The 10,661-nt window shown below is 61.6% G+C and carries 12 protein-coding genes; 8 read left to right on the top strand and 4 right to left on the bottom strand.

The window, feature by feature from the left end; all coding sequences use genetic code 11:
* Together P0D70_RS31480 and arsC are read left to right on the top strand one after the other, a co-directional pair.
* A partial coding sequence (locus P0D70_RS31480; RefSeq protein ID WP_408187347.1) for a hypothetical protein occupies nt 1–197 on the top strand: 197 nt, incomplete at its 5' end.
* A 429-nt stretch (nt 198–626) separates the two neighbouring features.
* Nucleotides 627–986, top strand: coding sequence for an arsenate reductase (glutaredoxin) (gene arsC, locus P0D70_RS31475; protein WP_408187346.1), 360 nt, complete (start codon nt 627–629; stop codon nt 984–986).
* Nucleotides 987–1,022: 36 nt separating this feature from the next.
* Here the strand turns inward: arsC and P0D70_RS31470 are convergent, their stop codons facing one another.
* Nucleotides 1,023–2,009 (bottom strand): sulfonate ABC transporter substrate-binding protein, encoded by a 987-nt coding sequence (locus P0D70_RS31470; RefSeq protein WP_408187345.1) that lies wholly within the window; start codon nt 2,007–2,009, stop codon nt 1,023–1,025.
* Between the two features lie 229 nt (nt 2,010–2,238).
* Between P0D70_RS31470 and P0D70_RS31465 the strand changes: the two genes are divergently transcribed.
* The 5 genes from P0D70_RS31465 (at nt 2,239) to P0D70_RS31445 (ending at nt 5,482) form a co-directional block, all read left to right on the top strand.
* On the top strand, nt 2,239–3,615 hold the full coding sequence (locus P0D70_RS31465) for a GntT/GntP/DsdX family permease (RefSeq protein ID WP_408187344.1): 1,377 nt from the start codon (nt 2,239–2,241) through the stop codon (nt 3,613–3,615).
* Nucleotides 3,616–3,749: 134 nt separating this feature from the next.
* Complete coding sequence (locus P0D70_RS31460; protein ID WP_408187343.1) at nt 3,750–4,040, top strand: DUF1272 domain-containing protein; 291 nt, start codon at nt 3,750–3,752, stop codon at nt 4,038–4,040.
* A 302-nt stretch (nt 4,041–4,342) separates the two neighbouring features.
* The gene (locus P0D70_RS31455) at nt 4,343–4,474 is read left to right on the top strand and encodes a hypothetical protein (protein WP_408187342.1); all 132 of its coding nucleotides are present in this window, start codon (nt 4,343–4,345) and stop codon (nt 4,472–4,474) included.
* A gap of 442 nt (nt 4,475–4,916) precedes the next feature.
* The gene (locus P0D70_RS31450; RefSeq protein ID WP_091805353.1) at nt 4,917–5,201 is read left to right on the top strand and encodes a hypothetical protein; all 285 of its coding nucleotides are present in this window, start codon (nt 4,917–4,919) and stop codon (nt 5,199–5,201) included.
* An 11-nt stretch (nt 5,202–5,212) separates the two neighbouring features.
* Complete coding sequence (locus tag P0D70_RS31445) at nt 5,213–5,482, top strand: DUF6723 family protein (RefSeq protein WP_408187341.1); 270 nt, start codon at nt 5,213–5,215, stop codon at nt 5,480–5,482.
* A gap of 185 nt (nt 5,483–5,667) precedes the next feature.
* Here the strand turns inward: P0D70_RS31445 and P0D70_RS31440 are convergent, their stop codons facing one another.
* Entirely contained in the window at nt 5,668–5,874 is a 207-nt protein-coding gene (locus P0D70_RS31440; protein ID WP_091805358.1) for a hypothetical protein, read from the bottom strand.
* Between the two features lie 366 nt (nt 5,875–6,240).
* Here P0D70_RS31440 and P0D70_RS31435 point away from each other — a divergent pair, with 366 nt between their 5' ends.
* Complete coding sequence (locus tag P0D70_RS31435) at nt 6,241–6,795, top strand: NADPH-dependent FMN reductase (protein ID WP_091805361.1); 555 nt, start codon at nt 6,241–6,243, stop codon at nt 6,793–6,795.
* A 97-nt stretch (nt 6,796–6,892) separates the two neighbouring features.
* Here the strand turns inward: P0D70_RS31435 and P0D70_RS31430 are convergent, their stop codons facing one another.
* Both P0D70_RS31430 and P0D70_RS31425 read right to left on the bottom strand, forming a co-directional pair.
* Entirely contained in the window at nt 6,893–7,903 is a 1,011-nt protein-coding gene (locus P0D70_RS31430; RefSeq protein WP_091805364.1) for a hypothetical protein, read from the bottom strand.
* Between the two features lie 226 nt (nt 7,904–8,129).
* Nucleotides 8,130–10,421: a hybrid sensor histidine kinase/response regulator family protein gene (locus tag P0D70_RS31425; protein ID WP_408187340.1), complete on the bottom strand. Its 2,292-nt coding sequence runs from the start codon at nt 10,419–10,421 to the stop codon at nt 8,130–8,132.
* Between the last annotated feature and the right edge of the window lie 240 nt (nt 10,422–10,661).

Here is a 10,661-nt window from a genome sequence, read left to right as displayed (position 1 = left end):
GAGAGCCGAGAGCCGAGAGCCGAGAGCCTGGCCTCGCCTGCAGAAGGCTCAACAGCGCCATGCCTGCAAAGATCGATCTACGACGCGAGAGAGATGGTTTCGAAACACCGGTACACGCGCTTTATGCGCATAAATCGAAAACTCCAACCACTAAAAACAAAATCGCCCACTCAGAATTCGACGGCGTCGTGGTATAGGCCGTGTGCCCATGACATTTGCGAATGAAAGAGGCCAGTCTATATGGTGTTCAAGTGTGCACGACTCTGTGCGAGCTCACGAGATTGGGCCCATGCAAAAGTAGCCCATGCGCTAAAAACCTAGCTCGGTCCAGCGCGCTAGGCGCCATTCCGCCCGCGTCAAAAACTCGCTTTGGACTCGAACCCAAAAAATAACATTCTCAACATAAAAGCCTAGCCGAGCATTCTCATCACCCCTCGCTCGCGAGATGAACAAAGCCTCCTGCTCCTGCCGATCAGAGGCCTCCAACAACCCGCCGAGCCCGCCAATACGAATGCTTAGCGGCAGCGCATCTCCCCGCCCGCTAAAATCCTTACCCAACAACCGACCCACCCGGCCATCGCCCCCATGCACGCGAGACCGACGATCACCACTACCCCAGCCAACCCATGATCACGATCTATCACAACCCCCGCTGCTCAAAATCGCGCGCCGCGTGCGAGCTCATTACCACCACCTACAACAACGCAAACGAAGCAACTGAAATCGTCGAATACCTCAAGCATCCCCTTAATGTTGAACAGCTCAAGCAACTCAACGCGCAACTAGGCTGCGCAGTCCGTGACATGATCCGCGACACCGACGCCGAGTACAAAGAACTCCGCCTCTCCGACGTCTCGCTGACCGACACTCAGTTATACGAAGCATTGGCGAACCATCCCATTCTTCTGCAACGGCCAATTGTCGTGCGAAACGGGCGCGCCGTGATCGGCCGCCCGCCCGAAAACGTCGCCGCGCTATTCGCCTGAATGGCCTAAAAGAGCGAGCTAGCGGACGCCGGCTGTCTATACCTTGCTAGCAGGCAAGGTGGCATCCTTAGTCACGATCTTCGTCGGGATGATGTGCAATTCGCTGAACGTGTCAGCGATATGTTGTTGTTCCGCGAGCACGCTCGCATCGACGGGTTTGTAGATGTGCGCGTAGTGCCGCAAGCCCGCTTCGATCACGCCGGCGTCGAGCCCTTGAATCGGCGCGAGCTGTGCGGCGGCCTCGCTGTAGTGTCCCCGCACCCACGCTCCCTCTTTACCGACTTCTTCCATCGTGATTGCGAGCACATCGCTGTTCTGTTGCGCAAACGGCCGTGCGCTCAGGAAGAACTGATGATGGCTCACGATCCCCTCGCCATCCGCAAGCAAGCGCGCATTCGACTGGCGCTTTGCCGCTTCGAGGAACGGATCCCAGATCGCCCAGGCATCGATCGCGCCGCGCTCGAAGGCCGCGCGGGCATCGGCGGGCGCCAGGGTGACTGGCTGAATGTCGCTGTACTTCACGCCGTTTTTCTGCAGGGCCGCAACCAGAAACCAGTGAACATCCGAGCCCTTGTTGAAGGCGATTTTCTTGCCCTTCAGATCGGCCAACGTTTTGATCGGCGCATCCTGATGCACCAGGATGCCTTCGGCGTGCGGCGTCGGAATTTCATAGGCGACGTAGACGAAGTTCGCGCCGGCGGCCTGTGCGAACACCGGCGGCGCCTCGCCGACATAACCGAAGTCGATGGCGCCGACATTCAGTCCTTCGAGCAACTGTGGCCCCGCAGGAAACTCGGTCCATTTGACAGTGATGCCGAGCGGCGCGAGACGCTTTTCGAGCGTGCCGTGCGACTTCAGCAATACGAGCGTATTGGCGGCTTTCTGATAGCCGATGCGGAATTCCTTCGCGTGCGCATCGGCGGCAAAGACGGATGGGGAGACGACGGGCAGCGTGGCGGCGGCCAGCGAAGCGCCAACACCAGCGATAAACGCGCGGCGCGTGAGCAGCGGATGACGTGACATAAAGATGCTCGTTATGAAGACGGACGCGAAACGGACCGGTTGGCTCCGACAATAATTCGTCTGCAAGCCTGGACGAACCGATAAATTCGCATAAGCAAATCACGCGAGCGAACGAAGTTTGCCGGACCTCGATCTCGCCGCCTTCCTGCGTTGAAACACCGCCCGTCGCTACAATTCGGCATCCGCGCGCAACTGCGGCTGCGTCACTCGCTCGACCAAAAGGGACACTGTGCATCTGACAACAACACTCGCGCCGTGGTCATCCCACGACACCCAATTGATCCTCTCTTGCGCGCTCGGGCTGGCGCTGATCATCGTTTTCATCAGCGTGCTGAAGCTCGCGCCGTTTCTGTCGATCCTGGTCGGTACGTTCGCGGCAGGCTTTTCCGCCGGCCTGCCGCTCGAGGCCGTCGCCAGCGCGTTCAGTAAAGGCGCCGGCGCGTTGCTCGGCGACGTCGGCATCATCATTGCGCTCGGCGCCATGCTCGGAGCGCTCATGGCCGAATCCGGCGCCGCCGACCGGCTCGTCTCAACCATTCTCAAGCACTCCACGCCGCGTACGCTGCCGTGGATGATGGCGCTCGTCGCGCTGATCATCGGCTTACCGCTCTTCTTCGAAGTCGGCCTCGTCATGATGGTGCCGATCATCTTCGTCATGGCGCGCCGTTCGCAGCAGCCGATCCTGCGTATCGCGATTCCGGCGCTGGCCGGCATGACCACGCTGCATGCGCTGCTGCCGCCGCATCCGGGTCCGCTGATCGCGGTGAGCGCGCTGCATGCGGACCTCGGCCTGACGCTCGGTCTAGGCCTGATCGTCGCGATTCCCGCGGTGATTCTCGCGGGTCCGCTCTATGGCATCTGGTTATCCAAGCGGATGCATTTCGCCGAGCCGGAAGAAATGGGCAAGCTCTTCAGCGGCAGGCAAGACACCGGCGAGCCGCCGAGTTTCGCGATCTCACTCATCACGATCCTGTTGCCGGTCGTGTTGATGCTGGGCCGCACGGTCGCCAAGCTGCTGCTTCAACCCGAGACGTTCCTGTTCAACACGCTGAACTTCCTGGGTGAGCCGTTGATCGCGCTCGGCCTCACCGTGCTGTTCGCCGTGGTGGCGCTAGGTTGGTCGCGAGGCATGGCGCGCGACCGGGTCGGCGGCATTCTGCGCAAGAGCTTGCCGCCGATTGCCGCGCTGCTGCTGACCATCGGTGCCGGCGGCGGGCTCAAGCAGGCGCTGGTGGTAGCCGGTATCAGCACGACGATCGGCAAGATCGCGGTCGGCGCGCACATGCCACTGATTCTGCTGGCCTGGCTCATCGCCGTCGCGCTGCGCCAGGCGACGGGCTCGGCGACGGTAGCCACCACCACGACGGCGGGTATCGTGGCGCCGGTAGTCGCAGGTCTAAGCACGACGCACAACTCGCTGATGGCGCTCGCGATCGGCGCGGGCTCGGTGTTCTTCTGCCACGTGAATGATGCCGGTTTCTGGATGGTCCGCGAATACTTCGGCTTGCAATTGAAGCAGACCGTTCTGGTCTGGTCGGTATTGCAGACGATCGTGTCCGTCGTCGGGCTTGCGCTCACGTTTGCGTTATGGACGGTGCTCACGTAACGGTGGAACTGGCTTTCGCGGCATTGGCAGGAATTGACGCCCGGCTGTCCATTGCGGGTTGCCGGCGCCGCTTACACTGGCCGGCAGGCGAGGTACCATAACGCGCCTCGCTTTTCTGAAAACGCGGAGCCACCATGCTTGAACTGAGACCGTCCTGCGAAGGATGCGGCAAGTCACTGCCGCCACATGCATCCGACGCCATGATCTGCACCTACGAGTGCACCTTCTGCGAGGTGTGCGCGCTCACCAGGCTGCGTAACGTGTGCCCGAATTGCGGCGGCAATTTCCAGCGTCGGCCGATTCGCACCCGGGCTCAACTCGAAAAGCATCCGGCCGGTACGACCCCGCATCCCATTTCCATCGATGAAGCGTCGCACGCGCGTTTCTTCGATCGTTATCGGGACACACCACCCAGCGAGCGCTAGACGACGCGGCGCGCTCGCGCGCCCGCCGTGCCCAAACCGCGATCCGCCGCTTGCCCGCTCGACCCACGTTTCAGCTCTCGCGCTTCACCGTACCGACGGTCTCCTCGACGGCGTCTGCGCCCGATTACAAACGGGCTAAGCGCACCTTTCCGTGGAACTCACCACGGAATTCTTCCGGATTATTTCATTATTCAAGAAATTGTCTTCCTGTCTTCGCTGTTTGTCAGCGGACGCTGAATCGATATTCTTCACTCCATCGATCGCACTTGATCGCGAACCAAACGCTGAAGAGGAGTCGTACCATGAAACGCATTTTTTCCGTCCTGATCGCTTCCGTTGCCCTGTTTGCTGCTGCTTCCGGCGCAGCGCACGCTGCCGCCCCGGCACAGTGCAACGGACCGGCTTCGTATTGCAACGTGTTTTTCGGCAACTGATCGGTCGAAACCCCGTAGCACGCGAGAAAGGGCGCCCACAGTGGCGCCCTTTGTTCGTCTGGAGATCTCTGGACCCATATAGCGTGTAACAGCACCAGCAAACAATACACGGCACTCCGAAGCAACACTTGGGCCCGGCGCGCAAATGCGTGCAACGCTCACCCTACTAACGTGTTACAGTGGGACAACAGCTTGCAGTTCTCCTGCGCGTACTGCGCAGTCCCTGTCGCAAACGCCTCGCATCAGAGTGCCCCGATCCGAACGGGGTCCCCTTCCTCCTACATAGCTCCACGGTGTCGTCAACCCGGCCTGACTGAAACGGTCGTTTTTCGCGTGCATCGTCGATCAATATCACGTTTCGTGGATCTGCCGCGATCTGCGGGGCCTTGCGCCCGGCAAAAGACGCCCCGTTCGACGAAAGCCTTCACCGGAGACGAGCACCATGAGCAATACGATCAGAAGTTACCGAGGTCTTGAGATTTATCCGCTGGTCTATGCGCATCAGCCTAGCGGTCTCGATGGCGCCCGCCACTACGACTCCGGCTTCGACGCCGCCGTACGAATCTGCCGACGCGGCACCGACGACACGATGACTAGCAGTCGCGTGTTCCGCGTGCCGAGCCGTTCGCCGTTCGGCGCGGCAGGCGATGCGCGGATTGCGTCGGCCAGTTACGCGGAGCAGGTCATTGACGGCATGGTTGCCGGTCAGTCGATCGCCGGCCTCTGATGCGCGCGCCAATGGCAAGTCAGATTTCCAGGCGCGCGCAGCGCGCGATTCTTCCGGCCCTCAATGGCCGCACGAACTATCAGGTGACGGCGTCGTCTCGCCGTACCTCGAGCGGTACGGTGCCGACGCTGAAAGTGATCCGCTTGAGCGACGAGCGGGTGATCTACCCGTTCCAAGGGCACGCTGACATGCCTTTTTTCGAAGACGCCGACGCGGCGCAGTTGTTTGCCGAGACTTACGGCTGGCAACTAGTGGATGGCGACATCGCGGTGCCGGAGTGATTGCGTTTCACCCGATCGATCCGCAATAAAACGTCGCGCTGACGTCCGACAGCAAACCACTACGGCTTTGCGCCTGCGTGGACGCGCCATTTCTCTGCGATGGTAATTTACGGCGCAAAGCGAGCCGGCAAAACCATCGGCCCCGGCGCCACGCGTGACGCCCGCTGATCAGCGGCTTGAGGCGATTAGATCTTCCCCCCGCCGTCCATCCCGCTACCGCGCCGCCATACTTCCTTGCCGCGTTCGGACAATTCACCGCTGCTGTGAAGGGCGTCCGCTTCCGTACCCTCGACGGCCATCTCGCCGCCCGGCTGTTCCTGTGCCTTCTGCTTTACTTTCTTGCGAGCAGCTACCGCTTCGTCGTGCGACTTTCCTGCGTAATTCAGACTCATGGCTCGACCCTCCAAAAAGTAAATTCGCTCATCTGCCGCGTGCGTTACCGGTCATTTGTGCCGGACATTGCGCGTTTCAGACTCGCGCGACGACCGCAAACAGCCGTTTGCCTCAAAAATTCCTAGGCCGAAAGCGCGCTTGATTGACAAGGCAAAAGTACCACTTATCCACAAGGTTATTCAGTGAATCTGTGGATAACTTTTCGTGGCCTAGGGTTATCCACCGGCAAAAACGCGGTTGTACCGTCCCCAATAGCCATGGACAAGCATTTTGGCGTCCGCCGTCGCGGCCCACCCCGCTTTTGCCTATGATGGACAACTCGTACCCTTTGCGCCCACGGGCACCACACCAGAAGGAAGCGAATCATGGCCTATCACATTGCAGTCGTCGTCGGCAGCTTGCGCCGCGAATCGTTCAACCGGCAGTTGGCGCAGGCGGTGATTTCGCTCGCGCCATCCGACTTCACCTTTGAATTCATCGACATCGGCTCGTTGCCTCTCTACAGCCAGGACTACGACGCCGACTATCCCGAAGCCGGCAAGCAGTTGAAGCAGCGCGTGGAAGCCGCCAACGGCCTGCTATTCGTCACTCCCGAGTACAACCGGTCCATCCCAGGCGTGCTGAAAAACGCGCTCGATTGGGGGTCGCGTCCGTGGGGCACCAATTCCTGGGGCAATAAACCGGGCGCGGTGATCGGCACGTCGGTTGGCGCGACGGGCTCCGCGCTGGCGCAACAGCATTTGCGCAATGTGCTGGCGTATCTCGATGTCGCGACGCTTGGCCAGCCCGAGGTGTTCATCAAGCACGACCCCGCTGTCATCAACGAAAAAGGCGAGATCCTGAACGACGGCACGCGTAAGTTCTTGCAAACTTTCGTCGACCGCTACGTTGCGTGGGTCAAGCTGCACGCTGCAGCGTGACGCGATCACGATGCTGATGATCGAAGCGATCGGATCATACTGAACACGGCGGCATTGCGGTCAGCGCACCGCATTGCCGCTACGTGCGCTGCCACGTTCACACGTGGTGATGCCCCGTCACCCGCTCCCAGCCATGACGCACGGCCATCTTGAAGCGCTCCCATGTGCTTTCCGGCGAGGTCGTTTCCCAATGGCGTCGTGCTTCGGGCTCCACGTCGTCCCACGGCTGGTCGCGAAAACGCGCGTCTCTGCCGATTTCCGCGCCGTAGCGATAGGCGGGCACGTAGTCTTCATACCGGGCGTTTTCGGTCGCGTACTGCTCGTCATAGTGCGCGCGAAAATCTTCCTCATACTCCAGATATTCGTTCGGCATCTGACCGCCTAATCCCGCGGTCGGTTGGCCCGCTTCCGAGACGACTTCAGACGGTTGCATGACCGCGCCGGAACCCGGCATCGACCCAGCGGCAACCGCGCTACGCCCCACGTCGCCGACCAACGGATCCCTGACCGGCTCGTTGACCGGATCGATTAACGGCCGCTCGCCGAGCGGCGGAGGCACGAACGGTTCCGCGTCTGTGCTGCCTGGCGGCACGGTGTACAGGGGATCGGCCGTTGTGGCAGGCCGGTCGGCCATTCCCGCAGCTGGGGTCGACACATTCGGTGTACGCGGCGTGCCCGGCGTCATCGCGCCGATGCCGAGTTCATCGAGGACAGAGTGCTCGCGCCCGGATTCCGTCTGCGTATCCCAATCCGGCGCGCGTTCGCCGATGTCGGCCGCGCCCAGTCTCGCGAACGTAGTGCGAGCCAGATCCGCATGCGCTTCGCTTGCCGCGTTGACGCATACCAGCACCGCGCCGCGGCGCACAGCCTCGGCGTAGCGCGCGGTCTCCGGTGCGCGTGGACCGCTGGCGAACAGGCTCGACAGAAAGCGCTCGATATTCGCCAGCACGCCCGAACCAGCGACTTCGTCAGTTGCGGAGCCGACGGAGGGTTCCGGATTCGCCTGCAACTCGATGGTTTCGCGTGCAAAGCCGGTCTGGACAAGCGTGTCGCGGGCGGCTTCCGCTTGAGAATAGGTGTCGAATAAACCAATCACTGTGTGTTGCATGGCTTGTCTCCCGACGTGGTTAGGCGGAACGGACGACGCGCAAACGCACCGCCCTCCTTGCCTCGTTACGCCGCAACGATCATGCCGGGTCCAGGCGACGGACCCGCGCGCCCTTTGCGGCCTGCTCGCACGCGGTCGGCCACGCAAAAAAGCGCGACATCCGCTGCCGCGCTTTTACAACATCAGGTAAAGGTCAAATCTGGTCGATTGCCCGCCAGCGCGAGCCTTACTGCGCCGGATGCGCTGCCGGATCGGCGCCCGTTTGCGTCAGATCGTGCTGGATGCCTTGCAGGAGTTTTTCCAGTAAACCAATATCGAAAGGCTTGGAGAGCACCCGCACGTTGACGTGGCGCGCGCGATCGAGCTCCTCCGCATAGCCGGTGACCAGAATAACGGGCAGTTTGGTGTCGAATGCGAGTACTGCCTCGGCCAGATCAATGCCGTTCATGGTGCCCGGCATATGGATGTCGGATAACACCAGATCGAACGGCAGCGGTTCGCCCGTGCGTGCTCGCCGTGCGTGGGCATCGTCGAACAGGCGTAGTGCGGTGTCGGCGTTGAAGACGCACGTGACCTGATGGCCCATCATCTGCAGCAGGGCTTCGGTGCCCGCGGCCACTTCCTCGTTGTCCTCGACCAGCAAAATGCGCAGGCCCTGAGGTGTGCCGCTGACCTCCGCGCTGGCTTCAGGTGGCACTTCGGAATCCGGTTCCGCCGTGGCGCGAGGCAGATAGAGCCGCACCGAAGTGCCGGCGCCGACAGCGCTGTCGATCGCGGCGAGGCCGCCGGAACGCTCGCAGAACGCGAAAACCTGCGGTAAGCCGAGGCCCGTGCCCATGCCGTTCGGCTTGGTCGTGAAAAGCGGCTCAAAGGCGCGCGCGAGTACCTCAGGCGCCATCCCCGCCCCGGTGTCTTCGAGCGACAACTGCACGAAGTCGCCGGTGAGCGGAAAGCCATCGGCGGGACGGAAATGGATATTGGTGGCTCGCACCGTGAAGCGTCCGCCGCTCGGCATGGCGTCGCGCGCGTTCACGGCAATGTTGATGAGTGCGAGTTCCAGTTCCGCGACGTCGACGCACATGGGCCAGATTTCGACACCGATATCGATAACCAACGATACCTTCGCGCCGAGCGACGCGCGCAGCAACTCGCGGCACGCCGGCAGCCAGCGTTCGAGTGACAGGGTCTCGTTGCTCAACGGCTGCTTGCGCGCTACGCCGAGCAATTGACGGGTAAGCGACTGACCGCTCTTGAGCGCCCGTTCCATCGCCGACAATTCGCGGTCGAGTCCGGTGGCGCCGCGTCGCCGTGCAATCTGCACGTTGGCCGAGAGGATCATCAGCAGGTTGTTGAAATCGTGCGCGACGCTGCCGACCAGGGTGCCGAGCGCTTCCATCTTGCGCGACTGACGATACGTCGACTCGATCGAGCGGCGCATCGACGCTTCGGCCTGCCAGCGCTCCCACGCTTGCTCCTCGGCGCCAAGCCGGCGCAGCGACAACCAGATCACGCACCATAAAGCGATGGAGGGCGTGAACATCGACAGGATCAGCACGCCGAGGTGCCGGTACCACGCGGCCCAGATCGCCGAAGCACGATACCCGCACACCACGTACACGGGATACGAACCAACGTGACGGAACGCCAGAATCAGATTTTCGCCGTCGACGTTCGAGTACATGCGTACGACGCCTGCGCGCCGTCCTTGCGCGAGGGCTTCGGCTAAAGGTGTTTGCGACGCCATGGCGGAAGGTTCGCGCGGCGCGCGTGGATAGTGCGCGAGCATCGATCCATCCACGCGCACGAGGCTCATGGTCATCGCCGTGCCGTTGCCGCTGCCGTTGCCGCCGAGCAATTCGCGGTAGAACGCGTCGAAATAGCTAGGCCGCAGCGCGACGGAAACCACGCCGTCGAACGAGCCGTCCGCGCCGGTTCGTTCGACGCCCATGTTGAACACCTGTTCGCCGGCGACATGCCCGGTCATGACCTTTGAGACATGTTCGAGGCTTTTGCCGTCGCGAATGCCCTTGAAATCCTCGCGCTCGCCAATCGATATGGCCGGCGACGGAAGATAGCGGCTGCTGACGAGCAACGCGCCATCGCGCCCGAAAATCGATACGGCGGCCACCTGCGGATAGCCGCCGCCCATCACGCGCAATTTCTCGTGAATAGCCGCTTCGCGGGCGCGAATGCCGTTGTCGTCCAGACCGCTGGTCAGATCGACGATGCGCGAGTTGAGCGTCTCATTCATGTCGAACACTTTCAGCGCGTGTTCTTCCGCGACGCGCACCGTGCGCAGGGTCATGTCGGTGGCTTCGGCCTCGCGCGTGCGCAGATCGCTGATTGCCATGGCCGCCACATACAGACATGGCAGCACGATCGCCGCGATCAGCAGTGCGATCAGCGTAATGCGCCGCACCTGGAAGTTCTGCTCCGGCACGGCGGGGAATAACGCCCCATCCTGCCGTCCCGGGGGAAGGCGGCTCGCGGATGACGGGTCGAACCGGTCTTGTGTCATGTCGATTGTACGAAGGTCTTTCGGAACGCGGAGGCCGGGAGTCGGCATCATACGAGAAGCATAGACTCGGTGCGGCGGTAGAAGTTACCGCGGCGGATGGGCCGCTTCGGGGTCGGCGTCCTTCGCATCGAGCCGCGACTCAATCGTCTGATTTTTGAAACAGCGAGGAAACAAGAAGCGCAAACGTACACAAAAGGATAAAACGATTGAGTTCGGTCAGAATCTACACATATATTTTCA

It is taken from the genome of Paraburkholderia sp. RL17-381-BIF-C, assembly GCF_046026435.1.
Lineage (GTDB): Bacteria > Pseudomonadota > Gammaproteobacteria > Burkholderiales > Burkholderiaceae > Paraburkholderia.
Note: the sequence above shows the minus strand (reverse complement) of the source record. Positions and strands in the feature narration are given on the sequence as shown.

Excerpts from the sequence above, each read along its gene's own strand:
- P0D70_RS31470 (WP_408187345.1), bottom strand. The coding sequence starts at position 2,009 with ATGTCACGTCATCCGCTGCTCACGCGCCGCGCGTTTATCGCTGGTGTT.
- P0D70_RS31430 (WP_091805364.1), bottom strand. The coding sequence starts at position 7,903 with ATGCAACACACAGTGATTGGTTTATTCGACACCTATTCTCAAGCGGAA.
- P0D70_RS31455 (WP_408187342.1), top strand. The coding sequence starts at position 4,343 with ATGAAACGCATTTTTTCCGTCCTGATCGCTTCCGTTGCCCTGTTTGCT.
- P0D70_RS31440 (WP_091805358.1), bottom strand. The coding sequence starts at position 5,874 with ATGAGTCTGAATTACGCAGGAAAGTCGCACGACGAAGCGGTAGCTGCT.
- P0D70_RS31445 (WP_408187341.1), top strand. The coding sequence starts at position 5,213 with ATGGCAAGTCAGATTTCCAGGCGCGCGCAGCGCGCGATTCTTCCGGCC.
- P0D70_RS31425 (WP_408187340.1), bottom strand. The coding sequence starts at position 10,421 with ATGACACAAGACCGGTTCGACCCGTCATCCGCGAGCCGCCTTCCCCCG.
- P0D70_RS31460 (WP_408187343.1), top strand. The coding sequence starts at position 3,750 with ATGCTTGAACTGAGACCGTCCTGCGAAGGATGCGGCAAGTCACTGCCG.
- arsC (WP_408187346.1), top strand. The coding sequence starts at position 627 with ATGATCACGATCTATCACAACCCCCGCTGCTCAAAATCGCGCGCCGCG.
- P0D70_RS31435 (WP_091805361.1), top strand. The coding sequence starts at position 6,241 with ATGGCCTATCACATTGCAGTCGTCGTCGGCAGCTTGCGCCGCGAATCG.
- P0D70_RS31450 (WP_091805353.1), top strand. The coding sequence starts at position 4,917 with ATGAGCAATACGATCAGAAGTTACCGAGGTCTTGAGATTTATCCGCTG.